General features: G+C 54.0%; 16 protein-coding genes, 1 tRNA gene and 1 pseudogene. 6 read left to right on the top strand and 12 right to left on the bottom strand.

From position 1 onward, the window contains the following. Positions 1-257 precede the first annotated feature (257 nt). Positions 258-422: a hypothetical protein gene (locus tag FJU30_RS26780; protein WP_191091550.1), complete on the top strand. Its 165-nt coding sequence runs from the start codon at positions 258-260 to the stop codon at positions 420-422. A 201-nt stretch (positions 423-623) separates the two neighbouring features. Here FJU30_RS26780 and FJU30_RS08550 read toward each other — a convergent pair whose 3' ends face one another. Continuing rightward, on the bottom strand, positions 624-2,222 hold the full coding sequence (locus tag FJU30_RS08550; RefSeq protein ID WP_223881528.1) for a sigma-54-dependent Fis family transcriptional regulator: 1,599 nt from the start codon (positions 2,220-2,222) through the stop codon (positions 624-626). Between the two features lie 268 nt (positions 2,223-2,490). Here FJU30_RS08550 and yghU point away from each other — a divergent pair, with 268 nt between their 5' ends. Then, entirely contained in the window at positions 2,491-3,273 is a 783-nt protein-coding gene (gene yghU, locus FJU30_RS08545) for a glutathione-dependent disulfide-bond oxidoreductase (RefSeq protein ID WP_150434537.1), read from the top strand. A 34-nt stretch (positions 3,274-3,307) separates the two neighbouring features. Here the strand turns inward: yghU and FJU30_RS08540 are convergent, their stop codons facing one another. The 3 genes from FJU30_RS08540 to FJU30_RS08530 form a co-directional block, all read right to left on the bottom strand. Then, the gene (locus tag FJU30_RS08540; RefSeq protein WP_150434536.1) at positions 3,308-3,775 is read right to left on the bottom strand and encodes a DMT family transporter; all 468 of its coding nucleotides are present in this window, start codon (positions 3,773-3,775) and stop codon (positions 3,308-3,310) included. Between the two features lie 238 nt (positions 3,776-4,013). After that, on the bottom strand, positions 4,014-5,111 hold the full coding sequence (locus FJU30_RS08535; RefSeq protein WP_150434535.1) for an NADH:flavin oxidoreductase/NADH oxidase: 1,098 nt from the start codon (positions 5,109-5,111) through the stop codon (positions 4,014-4,016). A 530-nt stretch (positions 5,112-5,641) separates the two neighbouring features. Then, positions 5,642-5,890, bottom strand: a complete 249-nt coding sequence (locus FJU30_RS08530; protein ID WP_150434534.1) for a hypothetical protein — start codon at positions 5,888-5,890, stop codon at positions 5,642-5,644. A 213-nt stretch (positions 5,891-6,103) separates the two neighbouring features. On the opposite strand from FJU30_RS08530, the gene FJU30_RS08525 reads away from it, so the two are divergent. Beyond that, entirely contained in the window at positions 6,104-7,009 is a 906-nt protein-coding gene (locus FJU30_RS08525; protein ID WP_150434533.1) for a LysR family transcriptional regulator, read from the top strand. Positions 7,010-7,209: 200 nt separating this feature from the next. Here FJU30_RS08525 and FJU30_RS27090 read toward each other — a convergent pair. After that, positions 7,210-7,715, bottom strand: a pseudogene (locus tag FJU30_RS27090) (SRPBCC domain-containing protein). 264 nt (positions 7,716-7,979) lie between these two features. Between FJU30_RS27090 and FJU30_RS08515 the strand changes: the two are divergent. Both FJU30_RS08515 and FJU30_RS08510 read left to right on the top strand, forming a co-directional pair. After that, positions 7,980-8,888, top strand: a complete 909-nt coding sequence (locus tag FJU30_RS08515; RefSeq protein ID WP_150434685.1) for a LysR family transcriptional regulator — start codon at positions 7,980-7,982, stop codon at positions 8,886-8,888. A gap of 168 nt (positions 8,889-9,056) precedes the next feature. Beyond that, positions 9,057-9,133: transfer RNA gene (locus FJU30_RS08510), tRNA-Val, on the top strand. Positions 9,134-9,459: 326 nt separating this feature from the next. Here the strand turns inward: FJU30_RS08510 and FJU30_RS08505 are convergent. From FJU30_RS08505 to FJU30_RS08485, 5 genes are read right to left on the bottom strand one after another with little or no spacing between them, the layout of a single operon-like run. Next, positions 9,460-11,136, bottom strand: a complete 1,677-nt coding sequence (locus tag FJU30_RS08505; protein ID WP_150434532.1) for an alpha-glucosidase — start codon at positions 11,134-11,136, stop codon at positions 9,460-9,462. Continuing rightward, positions 11,136-11,558 carry a PTS sugar transporter subunit IIA gene (locus FJU30_RS08500; RefSeq protein ID WP_150434531.1) on the bottom strand — a complete coding sequence of 141 codons (423 nt, stop codon included), beginning with the start codon at positions 11,556-11,558 and terminating at the stop codon, positions 11,136-11,138. The genes FJU30_RS08505 and FJU30_RS08500 overlap by 1 nt, the downstream gene beginning before the upstream one ends. Positions 11,559-11,572: 14 nt before the next feature. Then, a complete protein-coding gene (locus FJU30_RS08495; RefSeq protein ID WP_223881527.1) occupies positions 11,573-12,403 on the bottom strand; it encodes a PTS system mannose/fructose/sorbose family transporter subunit IID in 831 nt (276 codons plus the stop codon). Next, positions 12,396-13,199, bottom strand: coding sequence for a PTS mannose/fructose/sorbose/N-acetylgalactosamine transporter subunit IIC (locus tag FJU30_RS08490; protein WP_150434530.1), 804 nt, complete (start codon positions 13,197-13,199; stop codon positions 12,396-12,398). Before FJU30_RS08490 ends, FJU30_RS08495 begins: the two co-directional genes overlap by 8 nt. Positions 13,200-13,210: 11 nt before the next feature. Next, the gene (locus FJU30_RS08485) at positions 13,211-13,687 is read right to left on the bottom strand and encodes a PTS system mannose/fructose/N-acetylgalactosamine-transporter subunit IIB (protein ID WP_150434529.1); all 477 of its coding nucleotides are present in this window, start codon (positions 13,685-13,687) and stop codon (positions 13,211-13,213) included. A gap of 524 nt (positions 13,688-14,211) precedes the next feature. Between FJU30_RS08485 and FJU30_RS08480 the strand changes: the two genes are divergently transcribed. Beyond that, positions 14,212-15,228 carry a LacI family DNA-binding transcriptional regulator gene (locus FJU30_RS08480; protein ID WP_150434528.1) on the top strand — a complete coding sequence of 339 codons (1,017 nt, stop codon included), beginning with the start codon at positions 14,212-14,214 and terminating at the stop codon, positions 15,226-15,228. A gap of 491 nt (positions 15,229-15,719) precedes the next feature. Here the strand turns inward: FJU30_RS08480 and FJU30_RS08470 are convergent, their stop codons facing one another. Continuing rightward, positions 15,720-16,886: an alpha/beta hydrolase gene (locus FJU30_RS08470; protein WP_150434527.1), complete on the bottom strand. Its 1,167-nt coding sequence runs from the start codon at positions 16,884-16,886 to the stop codon at positions 15,720-15,722. A 229-nt stretch (positions 16,887-17,115) separates the two neighbouring features. After that, positions 17,116-18,258, bottom strand: coding sequence for an alpha/beta hydrolase-fold protein (locus FJU30_RS08465; RefSeq protein ID WP_150434683.1), 1,143 nt, complete (start codon positions 18,256-18,258; stop codon positions 17,116-17,118). Positions 18,259-18,264 lie beyond the last annotated feature (6 nt).

Below are 18,264 nucleotides of genomic sequence, written 5' to 3'. Positions count from 1 at the left end.
CGCAAAACGGTTAGCGGGCCTGACGGTTTGTCATAAAGATTGAGATCGCACCGGTCCGCGGCAGCCTGACCGCCGCGCTGACGCGCGATGAGAGAAGACTGGAACTGGGCGCCGCCACACCTTTCCGCGGCAAACAGCGCGCCGCCTGCTATGACGTCGATCGTGTTCAAAACCCTGGCAGCGCCACTCCCGTCAATAGTTCTTCAACCGCGCTGCCGAATGACAATGGCTGGATAGAGGCCTCTCTCTGGCCCAGGGTGATCAAGCTGGATCTGTTTGCTAACTCCCGTTTTAACGACCCGCTTAAGGTCGGGCTCTATCTGGCCAACCTGACCGACCCGATGGCGGCCATTACGACCACGCCCGGCGATAACGGTTATCCGGGCCGCACGCTAACGACCAGTCTGGAATACCGCTGTTAAGCATGCGCCGCATCAGCCATCGGGGCTAAAGCAATTCTGGCCGGAGCGGCGACCGGCCACAGGAAACAGGAGAAGGCATTCTGCCTTTGCAATTTGAAATCACCACGTGGCGAGGCGGCGACACCCATTCACGATAATCGACGGCATGAGTGCGCAATATTCGGTAAAGGGCTTAACAAGCGAATAAGGGCCGGCCGGCGCTCAAATGCCGAGTTTCTTTAAGCGGTAATTCAGCTGTCTGGCCGTTAGCCCGAGAAGCTGGGCGGCGCGCGATTTATTGCCGCCCGACCTGACGATCGCCTCTCTCAGCTCCCGTTCGCTGTGCGAATCGGAACGGCTATAGGGGCGTAAGACCAGATAGTCGGCGCTCGGCCCCTCCGTCCGTTCATCCCTGGAGACATAATCCCAGGCGGCGCGCGTCCGCGCCCTGGGCGTAATAAAGGCGCGCAGATCGACGGCGCCCAGCGCGGGTTTGTCGGCCAGCAGCACCATACGCTCGATCACATTCGACAGCTCGCGGATATTACCGGGCCAGACGTGATTCTGCAGTACGGCGATGGCATCGGCCCGCAGGCTGAGATTGCGCTGATTAGCCTGGTTAAAACGATTGAGGAAGTGCAGCACCAGCGCGGGAATATCGCTTTTTCTTTCCGCCAGCGAAGGCAGATGGATCGGAATAACGTTTAGGCGATAATACAGATCGCGCCGGAACAGCCCGCGATCGACGTCAAGGGAGAGATCGCGGTTGGTGGCGGCGACCAGCCGCGCATTGATGGCGATCTCTTTTTTGCCCCCCAGCCGGGTAATGGTGCCCTCCTGCAGGGCGCGCAGCAGTTTGCCCTGCATCGACAGCGGCAATTCGCCTACCTCATCAAGAAAAAGCGTACCCTCGTCCGCCTGTTCAAATAACCCGATGCGCCGCGTCTCCGCACCGGTGAATGCGCCCTTTTCATAGCCGAACAGTTCGCTTTCAAACAGCGAATCCGGTATCGCCGCGCAATTCACCTTAATAAAGGGTTTATCCTGACGCGGACTGGCCAGATGCAGCGCCCGGGCGAATAACTCTTTGCCGGTGCCGGACTCGCCCAGCAGCAGGACGCTGGCGGTCGAATCCGACACTTTTTCCAGCTCGGAGATGGCGCGCAGCAGCGCCGGAGAGTTGCCGATAATACCGTAGTGCAAAGCATCGTGCTGGTGGGTATGCGTCAGCAGCCGGTTGTAATAGGTCAGCTCGCGCTCTTTCTCTTCGATGTAGGATTCCAGATGCAGCAGTTGGCCGATCCAGGTCGCCAAAATACGCAACAGAGTTAAATCATCGGAGATCGGTCTGGCGCGATTTCTCAGCCGGTGGCAGGCAAGAACGCCCCGCACCTCGCCGCCAACGATAACCGGCAGCGCGATAAACACCACCTGCTCCTGGGGCAAACGCGCCCGGCTGACCGCCCGGCACAGAAAACGCTCTTCCTTATCAATATCCTGCACTACGGTCAACTGACCGCTTTGCAGAACCCAACCGGTGATCCCTTCGCCGACGGCATAGACGCCGCGCGCGGCCTCGTCCCGCGTCAGACCGTAAGAGTAGCGAATCCGTATCCGATCGCCCTGTCCGTCGCGCATCACAATACGCCCGCGGTTCAGGCCCAGTAATTCAGACAGCAGGTGCAGCATCTCTTTTAACACTACCTCACAGGCGAAACTCTTACCGGACAGCGATATCACCTGCTGCAGTAACAGCATCTCCTGCGAACGCCAAAAATCAGGGCCATAATCCTCTGCGGGGGTTACAAGATCTTTAGACATTCTGGTTCCTGTAGGCTGATATAAGTACCCGAATGTAACTATCAAACCCTCACCTTACCACATAAAGCGAAGCGGGCCAGCGGGCGGCCCGCTACATAACCGCCGCGCGCGCCGTGTTTTTTTCCGCGACGGCGCCGGCCGATAAATTTCGCTTTGCGGAACGAAGAAAAAACGCTATGCATAAAGGATACCGCGCGGTCCGTCGCCGTCAGAACCGTTGATGCGACGAGGCGCGCCCCGCTCCGTTCACCGTCAGGAGAGCCGCGTTATGAAACATACCGCATGGATTCCCCCCAAAGTCTGGCAAATGGACCAACCGGCGACCGGTAAATTCGCCAATATTAACCGGCCCGAATCCGGCGCGTTATTTGAACAAACGCTGCCGGTCGGCAACCACCCTCTTCAGCTGTATTCGCTGGGGACGCCCAACGGGATAAAAATCAGCATTCTGCTGGAGGAACTGCTTGAGATGGGCATTGAGCAGGCGCGTTACGACGCGCATCTGATTGATATTATGCACGGCGATCAGTTTGGCTCCGGCTTTGTCGCCGTGAATCCTAATTCAAAGATCCCGGCGCTGGTGGACCGCAGCGAAGATCCCCCGCTTCATCTGTTTGAATCCGGCGCGATCCTTTTATATCTGGCGGAAAAATTCAGTGCGTTCATTCCGACGGGACGGCAAAGGGCCGTCTGTCTGTCGTGGCTGTTCTGGCAGGTGGGCAGCGCGCCCTATGTCGGCGGCGGCTTCGGCCATTTCTTCGCCTATGCGCCGGAAAAAATGGCCTACCCGATTAACCGTTTCACCATGGAAACCAAACGGCAGCTCGACCTGTTGAATAAGCACTTGAGCCAAAACGCTTTTATCTGCGGCGAAGACTATACTATCGCGGATATGGCTATCTGCCCCTGGTACGGCGCGCTGGTGCAGGGAGAACTGTATCAGGCGGCGGAATTTCTTGACGCCCGGTCCTATCCCCATGTCCTGCGCTGGGCCGATGAGATTGGCGCGCGCAACGCGGTGCGCAGAGGAAAAACGGTGCTGCGGCGCTAACCGCTCGCCGCAGACGCCCGCGGCCGGCGCGGCATCAGGCGTGTTGCAACCAGCGATCGCCGAACATAAACAGCGCCAGACCAATCAGCATAACGCCCATGCCGGCCAGCTTCCACCAGTGCACCGGCCGCAGCGGCATCTGCAGCCAACCAAAGTTATCGATAGCCATACCGGCCGCCAGTTGGCCGATGATAAACAGGAACATGGTGTTGGAGACGCCCAGTTTCGGGGCGAGAAAAATGGAGGTGAACACGAAGACGGCGCCGATAATGCCGCCGAGCCAGCGCCACCACGACTGCTGCGCGATATTGCTGCCGACGCTCTGCCAGTCGGCCTGAATCAGCGCCACCGCCAGCAGACACAGGCCGCCGATGAGAAACGAGATCAACGCGGCGATCAGCGGCTGCCCCCCTACCCCGGCGCTCAAACGGCTGTTGACCGCGGCCTGCACGGATAAACCGGCGCCGCCCGCCAGCGCCATCAACAAATACACCTGGTTCATACTGCCCTTCCTTCAATTCAGTGGCGCGGAACGCCGTCGACCGGCAGGCGTCCGCTGCCGTTATCAGGCGGGGAGGAATCAGGGCGACGAACGGTAAAGCCGGACGCCGCCGCGGGCGCGCCTGGAGTCGCCTTCGGACGAACGCGGCGGCGGCCCGAATACGCGCAGGACCGGCGACGACGTCAGCCGCATGCGCGACTAACCGCCGGGCGGTCAGCGGCCGGCGATCAGATATTGATTACTGTAACCGGTAACGTTCCAGCCAGTGGGCATAGGGCGCCGGCAGCACCCTGGACGGATGCTCAACCTGCAACGCCTGCGCCAGCAGGTAAGGATAGTGCGGATTGGCGAGGTGGGCGCGGCCGATCATCACCAGATCCATCTGACCGTCGGCCACCACCCGTTCGGCCACCTGCGGCGCTTCGATGCCCCAGGCGGAGGCGACGGGGATGCCGGCCTCGCGCCGGACGCGCTGCGCTATCGGCGCCAGAAAACCCGGCCCCCACGGAATCTGAGTCTGCGGAATGGAAAAACCGATGCTGACGTTAAGCAAATCCAAACCGTGCTGGCGGAAGGACTTCGTCAGTTCGATGGATTCGTTCAGCGTCTCCTCATCGCGCCCGTCGTATTCGATCACGCCGAAACGCGCGGTGAGCGGCAGATTCTCCGGCCACACCGCGCGCACCGCGTCCAGGGTTTCCAGCAGAAAACGGCTGCGGCCGTCAACATCGCCGCCGTAGCGGTCGTCGCGCTGGTTGGCGTGCGCCGAGAAGAAAGTCTGCGCCAGATAACCATGAGCGAAGTGCAGCTCGAGCCATTCGAAGCCGGCGTCGCGGGCGCGCCGCGCCGCGGCGACGAAATCAGCCTGCACCCGGGCGATATCGTCCAGCGTCATGGCTGTCGGCACGCGCGGCAGATTCTCGCCGAAGGCGATGGCTGACGGCGCCAGCGGTTGCCAGCCACGCGCATCGCCTTCGGCGATATGGTCGTCGCCTTCCCACGGGCGATTGGCGCTGGCTTTACGGCCGGCGTGAGCAATCTGAATACCGGGCACGGCGCCGGCGGCCTTAATTCGTGCGGCGATGCGCGCCAGCCCCTCGGCCTGCTGATCGTTCCATAGCCCGAGACACGCCGGGCTAATGCGCCCTTCGGGAGAGACGGCCGTGGCTTCGACGATCACCAGTCCTGCGCCGCCGCGGGCGATACCGGCGTAATGGACCTGATGCCAGTCGTTGGTCAGGCCATCCTCGGCGCTGTACTGGCACATGGGCGGCACCGCAATACGGTTACGCAGGGTGACGTCTTTCAGCTTAAAAGGGGTAAATAATGCGGCCATAATGTTCTCTTCTGTTGTTTATTCACGTCAGATATCGTTAGCGGCCAGCGGCTTATTGCGCCGCCTCGCGCGCTGCGTCACGGGTCAGCCGTACGGCATGCGCGGAAGCATGCCGGGTTCTGACCGGTGACCCGTTTGCCGTATCGCACCGCGAAATTCGGGAGCCGGAACCACGCTCATCGCGCGCCGGTTGGCGAATACGCCTTTCCAGCGGAACCGGCGCAGCCGTCAATACGGCAGCCTCTTCTTAGCGGTCGGCAAACCTGCCGGCCGGCTTCTCCGTTCGACAGTACGCTTTCATCATGACCGTCGGAGTGAAATAAGTCTAATCACGATCCTTTATTCAATACATCACACTGCCTGATATTAGCTTCGCATAATAGCGCTACACTTGCCCTGCAAATTGCAGTGACAATGATATTATGATTAAATTATAATTATCTGTTTTTAAATATTATTTTAATGCCATTGTCATCAGTTACACGCTGTAGCATGGTCAACAGCGAAGCATCAATGCGCGAAGCTATTTATCAGCGGCGGGAATTTACGCCGGCCACCTGATAAAGATAAATATCTTCGCCCGGCAGCCGCGCCGACAGCCCTACGCCAGACATCGGGATCAAATGAATACTCCGTCCGGCGCGCGCAGCGCCGATCATCGCTACGCAGCGACCATACAGCAGATAAGCAATAACGAGGGAAAGATGCCGGGATAAGCCGCCGCCGTCAAAGTCAGCTCGCTCCAGTGCGGCACAATCTGCCGATAAAGTCCATTGCACGACGCAGTCGCCGTCGGTGGCGCATCGCCGAGCGCCCTGCCGCCAGACAGCATCCCTCGAGAGTTCGCGGCGGCAGCGGGCGTATATGCGGCAACACGCGCTGCCGGCAGACAGAAAGACCCGATCGGCAGCCGCCGATCCGGACGCCTCGACTTCCACACGCCCGGACAGTATGCTGGAAACAAGATCATACTATTTTTTATTCTGGACCGAATGCTTACTGACGTCAGAACACTCGATCTCAACCTGCTAAAAACGCTGGACGCCCTGCTGGATGAACGCAGCGTCACGCGCGCCGCCCAGCGTCTCGCGCTGACCCAGCCGGCGGTCAGCGGCATGCTGACGCGCCTGCGCAACGATTTTAACGATCCGCTGTTCGTACGCACCAAACAGGGCATCGTCCCGACGCTGCGCGCGCTGGAGTTGGCCTGTCCAATCAAACAGATCCTGAGCGACGCCGACGCGCTGCTGCGCCCGCAGGCCTTCGACCCGGCCAGCGCCGCGCTGACGCTGACCATCGCCTCCAGCGACTATGCGCTGCAGGCGGTGGTTATCCCGTTTATCGCCGCCCTTCGGCGCCAGGCGCCCGCGATCCGGGTTTCGTTACAATCGGCGAAGGATGCGCAATTGCAGGCCCGGTTCGAACGCGGCGAGATCGATATCGCCCTGATCTCGCCGGACAGCACGCCGCCCGGTCTGCACGCCCGGCACCTGTTCTACGAAGATTATGTTTGCCTGCTGCGCGCCGATCATCCCGACGCCGCCGGCGATCGCCTGTCGATGGCGCGTTTCTGCGCGCTCGATCATGTTCTGGTGTCCTATTCCGGCGGTAAGTTTAACGGTGTAACCGATGAGATGCTGGCCAGGCAAGGGCGGGAAAGGCGCGTGGCGATGTCGGTCACCAGCTTCGCCGCGCTGCCGGAAATATTGAGCGCCAGCGATCTGATCGCCGTCGTACCGCAGCGGCTGGCGCGTGCGTATGGCGACGGCCTGAAGATACTGGCGCCGCCGTTCGCCATTCGGGGATTTACCCAGTCAGTGGTCTGGCATGAAAGAACCGAGCGGGATCCCGCCCGGCGCTGGCTGCGAGCACTATTAATCGACGGCTGCGCTGACTAAGCCGCCGTGCCGTAACGTCACGGCAGCGCGTACAAGCGGATTGACCATGCGCGCGCCCGACCCCGGAACGGCAATACCGGCCGTACTGTTCTCCTGATGCCGCTCAGACAGGAAAAACTATATGGGTGGCAAACCCTGTTTGCCGTTTATCCCAGACAGCCCCAACGTTTCGGATGAATAGTTACACCGTCACTCATCGTCTAAGCAGCGTGGAAATAGCTTAACCACGAACGCGCCGCGTCAATCAGCCCGTCGAGCCGCCCCTGGTGACCGGTAAGCATCGGGTTAGGGCGGATCTTTGCCAGCTACTGCGCCGGATTCCCGTTCTGAGTTTCCTGCGTCAGGATACGCACACGTCCGTCGGACAGATCTTCCAGCCGCCATGCATGATGCACGTCAAGACGCGTATCCCCTCGCCCAGCCGTGCCAGGCCACCTGCGCCGGCGGCGGCTAGCCAGTCACCCGCGCCTCAACCGGAAAGCCAAAAGTGCTGAAATAAAAACGGAGATCCTGCACCAGCTCCGGTATTTTCTGATCATAGAACCGGACGTCGGCCGAATTTTTGTAGTACCTTGACCACAGCGTCGCATTATTAAGAAACGGCCATACGTCGGCCACGCTCAAACCGGCGACAATCATTTAACTGGAAGCGAAACTGCCGCTGACAGCCTGGAATATAGCCTGCCGGCCAGATAATCTCATTCATCATGTAGGTGATGTGCTGTTCGATCTAAGAATGAAAACGGCCCACGACGGCGTCTTCTTGCTGACGGCACGCATCATGGCGGTTGTTAAGTAATAAATCCAATCGCGTTTTTTTATTTTCAACATCAATAAATCTAATATCAGGCCGCAACATAATTATCCGGCCAGCGCGGGCGCTTGCCGCTCAGCCCCTTGCGGGCGGGGTTGTTTAATTAAAAACGGCATGATGAGATAGATGAAATGTGAATTTTATACGTTGCCTGTCATGAATAATGATATCAGAAGTATGGATCTCAATTTGCTAAAGGCGCTGGATGCACTGCTGGACGAGCGCAGCGTGACCCGGGCGGCTCAGCGTCTTTCCCTGACTCAGCCGGCGGTCAGCGGTATGCTGACGCGGCTGCGCGAATGCTTTGGCGATCCGTTATTCACCCGCGCGCAACGCGGCATTGTCCCCACAATACGAGCGCTTGAGTTGGCGGGTCCGGTTAAACAATTGCTGAACGAAGTCGGACTGCTGCTGCAGCCGAAAGGCTTCGAACCAGCCAGCGCCGATATGATCCTGACCATCGCAGCCACAGATTACGCGCTGCGCGCGGTGGTGGTGCCCTTTATGCACGCGCTGCGCCCGCTGGCGCCAGGCATTCGCGTGGCGGTGCTGCCGGTGGATGGTCAGCAGTTGCTGACTCAGCTGGAACGCGGGGATATAGACATGGCGCTCGTTACCCCCGCCACCACGCCGCCGGATTTGCATGCGCGCGATCTGTTCGACGAACAGTACGTTTGCGCCCTGCGAGCGGATCATCCGGCGGCGACGGGGCGACTATCGCTCGATCGCTTCTGCAGCCTCGATCATGTTCTGGTGTCTTATAGCGGCGGTAAATTCCGCGGCGCCGCCGACGACGCGCTGGCCCGGTTGGGGCGCGAACGACGGGTTACCCTGGCCGTAAACAGCTTCCTTGTACTGCCGGAAATACTGCGCGCCAGCGATCTGATGGCGGTGGTGCCGCGCAGGCTGGTGGCGCACTGCCAGGGGCTGACCGTACTTGAACCGCCGCTTGCCCTCGAGGGCTTCACCAAAACCGCCGCCTGGCATGAACGCACGCACCGCGACTCAGGCCATCGCTGGCTGCGCGCGCTGCTGTTCAGTCTTTTTGACGGTCAGCCGGCGTAATCGGCACCTGACCGGCCAAACATTCAGCACTTGAAAAGGGAAAGGAAACAAAGGGCTTGCTATCCATACCGGACAAGTCCATAATAGCCGCCATTCCAGACATTGGGATGAAGAAACAGCATTTTAATCAAATGGTTAGCTTGTTGATTACTGTGCGCTATCTCCTGTACGACCGTAGCTCAGTTGGTTAGAGCACCACCTTGACATGGTGGGGGTCGGTGGTTCGAGTCCACTCGGTCGTACCAATTCAAATTCAGCGGGCGTTAATCAAGCTCTGCTTTCGATTGAAAAATAAGTAATCTCCCTCCCCCTGTGTATTTCTGTCAGGTTCACTGTCGCCAATATCCTCCGCTACATTTTGGTTTATATTCAGCACGGCGCGTTTCTTGCTGAGGAAGAGCTGTCCGCTGGCGCGGCAGGTTCACAAAGGTGGTTCCCGACAGAGACCGGCTCCGGCATGTGACGCGGATGACTGACAAATCCGCCGGGAACGGATTTAAACGCGCTTGCCGGGGCCGGGCGGAGACGACGGACCGGGGAACAAAACTAACGCAGCGGCGCGTCTGAAGTATCAAGACTTATAATAAATCAATGCTTCATACGGGCGCATTTCTACTTTAGGCTCAAGCGTTTTCGGCGAATCAGGATAATTTGACAACAAAAGCGCCGCCTGACTGTTTGCTAACCACGCCGGCAGTATATAGTTTATTTTATTTTCAGTAAAAGAACAGATAACAATCATTACCTCATCATTAAGAACCCTGACATAGCCATAGACGTCCGAGTCATTCTCATTAATTAATTGATATTCTCCATCAATAACGACCGGATATTTTTTTCTGATCTCTATTAATTTCTGATAATGATAAAATACAGAATTACTGTCTGCCAGACAGGCTTCAGCGTTGATGATGCCATTGTCGGGAGAGAAATCTATCCAGGGTTCTCCCGTGGTGAAGCCGGATTTTTCCGTCGCGTCCCACGGCATTGGCGTACGGGCGTTATCTCTTGATTTTAAATATATGGATTTATTGATATATTCATCATCAAGACCAATACGTTTAAAATTTTCATAAACGGATAGCGTTTCGATATCTTTATATTGCGCCATAGAATTAAACGCAACATTTCGCATCGCCAACTCTTCCCCTTGATAAATATACGGAGTCCCTTTCATCATGTGCAATAGCGTCGCCAGCATTTTTGCCGATTCGATTCTGTATTCGCGATCGTGGCCAAATCTTGTAACGGCCCTCGGCTGGTCATGATTACTCCAGTATAATGAATTCCAACCCTTATCTAAACTTTGTTGCCATTCGGTCATCGTGTCACGAAGATCGCTCATCTTGAATCTGATATCGGAAAACTTGCCATACTTACCATAATCCAGATGCATATGGTCGAATTGAAAGACCATATTAAGCTCATGGCGGCCGGGATCTGTATACAATAGCGCCTGCGCGCTATTGGTATTTGGCGTTTCCCCAACGGTCATGCAATCATACTGGCTTAAAACCTCCTGATTCATTTCCTGTAAAAATTCATGCACGCGCGGGCCATTGGAGGCGCCGACATAATAGGATTTACTGTACACGGCGTTTTTATCCGCATTTGGAAAATCCTGATATTTACTGATTAGGCTAATGACATCCATTCTGAAACCGTCAATACCGGACGCCAGCCAATGGCGCATCATTTTATAAATTTCGTGTCTGACGACTGGATTTTCCCAGTTTAAGTCAGGCTGTTCTTTAGCAAACAGATGTAAATAATACTGATTTCTGCTGGCGACATATTCCCAGGCGGAGCCGCCAAACGTTGACCCCCAGTTCGTTGGCGCCGAGCCATCCGGCAGCGGATCTTTCCAGATATAAAAATCCGCATATTGATTGGTTTTACTTTGGCATGATTGTTGGAACCAGAAATGCCGATCGCTGGTATGGTTAACGACCAGGTCCATAATAATCTTGATATTTAAATCATGCGCCGTTGTCAGCAGCGATTGAAAATCGTCTAATGACCCATAAACGGGATTTATTTTATAGTAATCTGAAATATCATAACCATTATCAACCAGGGGCGACTCATAGATGGGGTTTAACCATATCACATCAGCGCCCAATTTTTTAATATAGGGCAGTTTCTCTGTTAATCCCGCTAAATCCCCGATACCGTCGCCATTTGAGTCTTTAAAACTTTGCGGATAAACCTGATATATAACGCTACTTTTCCACCAGTTGGTACTCATTACTCATCCTCTTCGTCAGAATTAGATTGCGCAACGATAAAATCATTAACGTAAATCAGTTCTTCCTTTGCATTATTCACGGCATCTTTAATCACATCAGCGCTGGTGTAGCCATCATCAATCTCCAGCATAATGGACATGATTACCGGTAAATTAGTTCCTGTAATAACATGAAAGTGCGGGTGGTTGACAAATTTAGCGAAGGCCTGATTAACCGAACCGCCCAGAATATCGGTAAACACTATCACTTCATCCTGATCGGTGACGTCGTGAAGCGAGGCCTGTATTTCTTCATCTATCGGCGTATTGGTTACATATGCCGCAATAGCAATGATGTCCGCCGCATTCGGCACGACATAATTTAGCGTATCTTTCAATCCCTGAGCTAAGCGATGGTGTGATGCAATAATAATCTTTCTCATGATAGATGTCCTGATTATACTTTTAAAATACCGAAAAATGATAAAACCAGGGAAAAAGCAATAACTAAAAATATTATGCTAATGATGCTGATTTTTTTAGAAGATATCATTTTATACAAAACTATCGTTAAGGCGGCAGGGATAAGCGAGGGCATTATTTTATCCAGAATTTCGCTCTGAATTGGCAATTCCACCTCGCCCGAACTAAATGTCAGCCCTACATGAACATTGACGACGGCTGGTATCAATGCCCCAACCACGGTCAGTCCCATAATTGAAGCGGCTTCTGTAAAAACAGATAATTTACTGCCTAATGCGGTAACCAGCTTAAGACCGGAGTGATATCCAATGTGAAATAGCTTAAAGCGAAAGAATAAAAAAAAAATGTTTAAACAAAGCCAGATTATGGCGCCGACAGGGCTTCCTTCCAGTCCCATATAGGCGGCAATCGATCCCATTATCGTTGGATATAAAACCCAAATTAGCGTATCGCCAACGCCGGCCAATGGCCCCATCATCCCGGTTTTAAACGCCTGCACGGCCTCTAACGACGAACGACCGTCTTTTACCTCCATGGCTAAACTTGAACCTAATAATAAATTCCCCATCCAGGTGGTAGTATTGAAATATTTAAAATGATTATTTAATGACGCGATATAATCATCATCATTTTTATAGATTTTTCTTAATGATTTTTCTAATCCGTAAACAACAGCAGGCCCCTGTTGCGTCTGATAATTAAACGTATTACAGGCCATAAACATATATCTGAACGCGGCCTTGTTGATATCGCCTTTAGTTAAAGTGACTTTACCGTATTCAGTGGTTGTGTTTAATTCACTCATCGAAATCATCTCCTGCATTAGCCGCGGAATTATCAGCGTTTGATAACTTCATGTCCGGCTCGGCCATTTTTTGGAAAAAATAATAATAGGCTAACGCAAACCCTATAATAGACACACCCAATATCGGCATTTTTAAGTAGGCGGAAATAACAAAGCCAATCAATAGCATTGTTAAATATTTTTTCACTGGCATTACCTGTAACAATAGCGCAATACCCACCACTGGCAATATATTCCCGGCGATTGACAATCCATCAGTAAACCATTGCGGCACGACAGACAGAATTAATTTAACAATTTTATCACCGAAAATAACGCACAGTGTTGTTGGAATGGCGGCAGACAATCCAAAAATCATCGGTCCGCCCCACAATATTTTATTCATTTTTTTGAATTTATTTTCATTAGCTGCTTTCTGCGCCGCATTTGCTACATAAGTATTTAAAATTTTAGCAAACACGTCCAGCTGTATTCCCAGCATACCCACCGGCACACCGACAGCCAGGGCGATAGCTTTAGCCTCTTCAACGCTGCTGGTGGTTTTTATCGCTACATATATTCCCACCAGAGTAGCCAATCCCCAGTTAGGCACGGAAGAGCCACCAATATTAGCCACCCCCAAAGCCATTAATTGAAATGTTCCGCCAATAATCATGGCGGTTTTCATATCCCCCATGATGATGCCGACAAAAAGTGCAACCATTATCGGAAACCAGGTGGTTAAACATAAACCTTGTTGATCGATGACGATCCAAAAGGCTAAAGCAATGATTAGCACTGCCTGAATTATTTCCATTTTTATATGCCTTATTTTATATAGGTTCCCAGGGGTTCTTCAGCATCACCGGGAACAAAATGGAAAGTCACCGGAATGCCTTTTTCTGCCAGATGCTTTAAGTCGTCGCTCTCTTTTTTATTTACTGAAACCATTTTCTTCAACGTGGTTTTACCTTCACCATCGAAAATTATCCCGACATTGACTTTGGGTATTTTCACGCCGCCTTCGACCAGTTTTAGTAACGTTTCTGGCTCGGAAACGATTAAAAATACGCTATGATCATCGTATTTCCCGGCATTAAAATTAGTAATCGCGGTGTCGGTATCAATGATCGACATATTGGTACCGGCCGGTTTACTCATTTTCATCACTGATTTTTGCGTGTCATCGCGACTGACATGGTCATCAACCACCATTAATCTTTTCGCTTTTGTAAATCCAGCCCATTGGGTAACTACGATGCCGTGAATTAACCTCTGGTCTATTCTTGCCAACACAACGCTCATAAACACCTCTTAAAAATCAGCATGTTATAATCAAATTCAATGCAACAAAAAATAATTTGTGCAACCGATTGCATTATGAGACGACCGTTTGCACAGTAAAGTTCTAACCGCAGGTAATGTGATGAACATCACGCTTTTAGCGCAAAAAACGCTGAATAAGTGTGTGATTATGCGCTGAATCTATAGCAGTACATCATGGAAGACGGTCAATTCACCTAACGAGCGCAATTTGTTTATCGATGTATAACCAATTGATTTTAAATAAAATGATTAAAATTCAAACATACTATGACGCAATGGTTGCGTTCGCGTCGGCCGCAGACCATTCTCGCCGACCGCTGCGCAGATGAAAACGGTCATCCGCCGCCCGCCCCGCCATTTGCTGCCCGATTCCCATGATATGGCGGCTTATGCGGCACAACACGGGGTAATACACGATTAATCCCACCAACCTTTAATAAAATTAAAATAAATCATATAATCTGGCCAGCAGCAGTAATTTTACTAACCAGGGGATGGGAAAAATGAGCGTGACAGTTAAAGATGTTGCAAAAAAAGCCGGCGTTGCCACATCCACTGTATCCAGGGTCATTAATAACAGCAGCAGTATATCCGAAGCGACTAAAAAGAAAGTTAATCAGGTTATGCTGGAACTGGGCTACGTCCCTAATGTCGCGGCAAGAAACTTAGGTAAAGGCAAAACGAACACCATCGCTTTAGTATTACCGCCGCTAAAATGCAAAGAAGAGATGAGCATTCCATTTTTTTTAGAGATTATTGAATCAATCAACAGTGAAGCTCAGAACTTTGGCATTTCCATCGCCCTGGCGATTTCAACAAACTTTGATGATCTGCTGCATAATATAAAAAGAATGCATAAACAAAAACAAGTAGATGGATTTATTCTTCTTTACTCTAACATTGGGGACCCGGTGGTCGACTACCTGTATAAAAACAGCTTAAATTTCACATTGGTAGGGCTACCCTGTAAAAACGAAGATAATATTGCATACGTAGATAATGATAATCAATTATTGGGTAAACAGGCTACAGAGCATCTCATCAATAATGGCCACCGCAATATCATTTTTATTACCAACAGGATTAACGAAAACGTTCACTTTGAACGATTCTTTGGTTATCAAAAAGCAATGGCGATGGCTAAACTCCCCCATCAGGATGCAATAAATATAGAAAATCCCGAAGATTTTTCTCAAATAGAAGCGGTTTTCAAAAACACCAACGCTACGGCCGCCGTCATTATTGAAGATTTATTAGCATTCAGAGCCATACAATATTTCAACAGCATTGGTTACGCCGTTCCTGAAAAAATTTCAGTAATTAGTTTTAACAATACTATATTTTCCTCTTTAACCCGCCCTTATATAACCAATATTGATATCAGCATTGAATTACTGGGTAAATACAGTTTACATAAACTGATTGAACAGATGGAAGGCAAAAAATCTCACGGCTTAAAAATCGTCGTGCCGCATCACCTTATAGAGAAAGAAACCGTTATCAAACTTGCGGCAACGTAGGCGAAGACTGTCCGGCAAGGGTTATTTGACCGGCGAGTCCGATTTTTGGCCAGTCCGCGACCGAGAGTTTCGCACCGACAGCCGCCGTATGACGATCTGGCGCAACAGGCGGCTGGTGATATTGCCGCATGAAAACAGTCGATAAGCTACGGCAGCGGCAGCGGCAGCGGCAGCGGCAGCGGCAGCGGCAGCGGCAGCGGCAGCGGCAGCGGCAGCGGCAGCGGCAGCGGCAGGCCGATGTTACGATCAGTCTGCAGGGTATAATAGCGCCCTGCCCCACGCCCGGCGGGCGCCCGCCTTAGTGTGTGTCCCTTAACCTCCCCGCATACCCAAAAGTGCTGCAGGAATCATTTCCGAAATGTGATTTCCGGTTGACTATTGAGCGTTTTCGGCGCGATTTTTATCGCTTAAACGCGTTTTTGCACAGAAATAACCATGCTGATCTGTACAAAAAAAGTTACGGGACACACTCTGGCGAGGTTAACGTCACGCTATTTAAACAGCGCCTGCACCCAGTCGATCCAGGCGGCGCGCCAGACCGCCATCTCGTGGCCGCCTGGGTAGATCGCGTAATCAAAGTTAACGTTGTTGCTCTCCAGTTGCGCTTTGAGCGCCGCCACATCTGCGCCGCCAACCGTATCCTGCTCGCCTGCGGCGACAGTAAAATTAATCAACCGTAGGTTCAGGCGCGCGGCGTCGGCCAGCAGCGCATCAATTTGCGCGTCCGGCGCCGAATGCGTAGCGAGACCGCCGATAGTGGCCAGCCAGCGAAACATATCCGGGTGCGCCAGCCCCGAACGCAGCGCCTGATATCCCCCCTGCGCCGCGCCGGCCAGCGCGCGGCCGCCGGCATCGCGGCTGACCCGGTAAGTTCGGCCAATCAGCGGAATAATATCCTGAATCAGTTCGCGATCGATAAGTGCGGCGTTGCGCGGATAAAACGCCGCGCCCTGCTCCCCGACTGGAAAATCCTCCGGCACGGCGCCGGCCGGCGCGCCGACGCTGTCCGCCAGCACCACCAGCATCGGCACGATTTTCCGTTCGGCCAGCAGGTTATCCATAATTTGCGCGATGCGCCCGTACACCAGCCAGGTTTGCCGGGTATCGGACGTGCCCGGGTAGAAATAGAGCACCGGCAGCGGTTTACTGTTGCTGTTATAGCCGGGCGGCGACCAGACGGCGACCTGCCGGGAGGCATTCAGCACGGAGGAGTGATAAGTCAGCTCGCTGACCACGCCGTGCGGCACCGCACGAACATCCAGGAGACTGCCCGGCACCAAAATCAGGCTGCTGTTTACCTGACGCCGCGGCAGCGGCAGTCCGCCGCCGGTATCGATACTGCGCAGGCCGTCCACGTTGAAAAAATATTCATACAGACCGGCCGCCAGCACCGGCGTTCGGTATTCCCATATCCCGCGATCATTTTTCTCCAGCGCAGAGACCACCCGGTCGACCGGCGTGGCGCCGGTCACTACCGAAACCGCGCTCGCCTGCGGAGCGAACAGACGAAACGTAATACTGTTGTCCGCATTTAACGCCGTCACATAATGCTTCAGGGCCTGCGCGCTGTCCGGCTCCGCCGGAATATCGGCCGGCGCCGCCGGCAGCGTAAGCGGCAGACACAGCATCAGACCAGCGAAGATAACTCGGGCAATCATAGTCAACGGCTCCCTCAGAGATAAACCTACCCATCCTCTGCGCATAGCGTCGTGGCCGGCCGTCAGGGCGCGCCTTTCGCTATGCGGCGGACAATCACAAGGACGTTATTAACATTTTAGCGGGGAAAAGTCCGGGCTGCGGGGCGTGAAACACGAATATTGCACTGAAATATGACGATAATTTGATCCACCGCCGGGCGAGGCGTCGGCGTGCGCCCCGCCCCGGCGGTCATTTGAACAATTTCTGCACGAAGCGGATGTAAGCCGGACGCCAGACGTCCATCTCATGCCCCAGACCGGGATACAGGCTATAGTCGAAACGTATCCCCTGTTGCTCCAGCTGTTTTTTCAGCCCGGCGATGTCCTTGCCGGTCACGCTGTCGGTTTCACCAATCACCAGCGTGAAATTCTTCAGTTGCTGGTTAACCTGTTGCGGCTGCGCCAGCCGGGCGGCGACGCGCGCATTCGGCACGGTTTCGGTGGTTACCCCGCTGAAGGTGGCCAGCCAGGCAAAGTGCTCGGGATGACTCATGCCGGAAACCAGCGCCTGATAACCGCCCTGCGACAGGCCGGCCAGCGCGCGGCCGTCCGCATCTTTACGCACGTTAAAGCGTCTGCCGATCAGCGGAATAATGTCGTGTATCAGCTCGCTGTCGGCCGCCTGGGCGTTACGCGGGTAAAACACCTGGCGACGCGTCTGCGGCGCGAAATTTTCCGGGATGGCCTGCGGGATGTCGGTTTCGGTATCCGGGATCACCACCAGCATCGGCGTGATCTTACCCTGCGCCAGCAAGTTATCCATAATCTGCGGTATGCGCCCCTGCACCAGCGCCGAGGCGCCGGTATCGCCAAAACCGTGGTAAAAGTAGAGTACCGGCAACGCGTCCGTCATGCGTTCATGCCCCGGAGGCGCCCAGACATACAGCTGGCGTTCCGCTCTGAGCGCGGTGGACGAATACGTCAGGGTATAGACATCGCCATGCGCCACCGGCCGCACGTCAAGAATACTGCCCGGCACCAGGATCAGGCTGGTGTTCACCTGACGCTGCGGCTTCGGCAGCGCGCCGCCGGTATCAATCGCCCGCAGGCCATCCACATTGAAAAAGTATTCATACAGGTTCGGCCTGAGCGGCGGCGAAGTGAACGACCAGACGCCGGCGGCGTTCCTGAGCATAGGATGAGAGACCATGCTCTCCGGAGTGGCGCCGGTCACCACCGCGACCGACTTCGCCGCTGGCGCGAACAAGCGCCAGCTGATGCTGCCGTCGGCATTAACGCCGGTCAGGTACTCGCGCGGCGCGACCGAGCCGTCCGGCATAGCCGGCAACGCCGGCTCGGCGGCCTGCAGCCCGACGGAGCCGCCCGCCAGCATGGCGAT

It is taken from the genome of Affinibrenneria salicis (genome assembly GCF_008710095.1).
This window is presented reverse-complemented; position numbering and strand designations above follow the sequence as displayed.

What these genes read in the sequence shown, in the direction of transcription:
- FJU30_RS08550 (WP_223881528.1), bottom strand. Translation starts at nt 2,222, where the DNA reads ATGTCTAAAGATCTTGTAACCCCCGCAGAGGATTATGGCCCTGATTTT.
- yghU (WP_150434537.1), top strand. Translation starts at nt 2,491, where the DNA reads ATGAAACATACCGCATGGATTCCCCCCAAAGTCTGGCAAATGGACCAA.
- FJU30_RS08540 (WP_150434536.1), bottom strand. Translation starts at nt 3,775, where the DNA reads ATGAACCAGGTGTATTTGTTGATGGCGCTGGCGGGCGGCGCCGGTTTA.
- FJU30_RS08535 (WP_150434535.1), bottom strand. Translation starts at nt 5,111, where the DNA reads ATGGCCGCATTATTTACCCCTTTTAAGCTGAAAGACGTCACCCTGCGT.
- FJU30_RS08525 (WP_150434533.1), top strand. Translation starts at nt 6,104, where the DNA reads ATGCTTACTGACGTCAGAACACTCGATCTCAACCTGCTAAAAACGCTG.
- FJU30_RS08515 (WP_150434685.1), top strand. Translation starts at nt 7,980, where the DNA reads ATGAATAATGATATCAGAAGTATGGATCTCAATTTGCTAAAGGCGCTG.
- FJU30_RS08505 (WP_150434532.1), bottom strand. Translation starts at nt 11,136, where the DNA reads ATGAGTACCAACTGGTGGAAAAGTAGCGTTATATATCAGGTTTATCCG.
- FJU30_RS08500 (WP_150434531.1), bottom strand. Translation starts at nt 11,558, where the DNA reads ATGAGAAAGATTATTATTGCATCACACCATCGCTTAGCTCAGGGATTG.
- FJU30_RS08495 (WP_223881527.1), bottom strand. Translation starts at nt 12,403, where the DNA reads ATGAGTGAATTAAACACAACCACTGAATACGGTAAAGTCACTTTAACT.
- FJU30_RS08490 (WP_150434530.1), bottom strand. Translation starts at nt 13,199, where the DNA reads ATGGAAATAATTCAGGCAGTGCTAATCATTGCTTTAGCCTTTTGGATC.
- FJU30_RS08485 (WP_150434529.1), bottom strand. Translation starts at nt 13,687, where the DNA reads ATGAGCGTTGTGTTGGCAAGAATAGACCAGAGGTTAATTCACGGCATC.
- FJU30_RS08480 (WP_150434528.1), top strand. Translation starts at nt 14,212, where the DNA reads ATGAGCGTGACAGTTAAAGATGTTGCAAAAAAAGCCGGCGTTGCCACA.
- FJU30_RS08470 (WP_150434527.1), bottom strand. Translation starts at nt 16,886, where the DNA reads ATGATTGCCCGAGTTATCTTCGCTGGTCTGATGCTGTGTCTGCCGCTT.
- FJU30_RS08465 (WP_150434683.1), bottom strand. Translation starts at nt 18,258, where the DNA reads ATGCTGGCGGGCGGCTCCGTCGGGCTGCAGGCCGCCGAGCCGGCGTTG.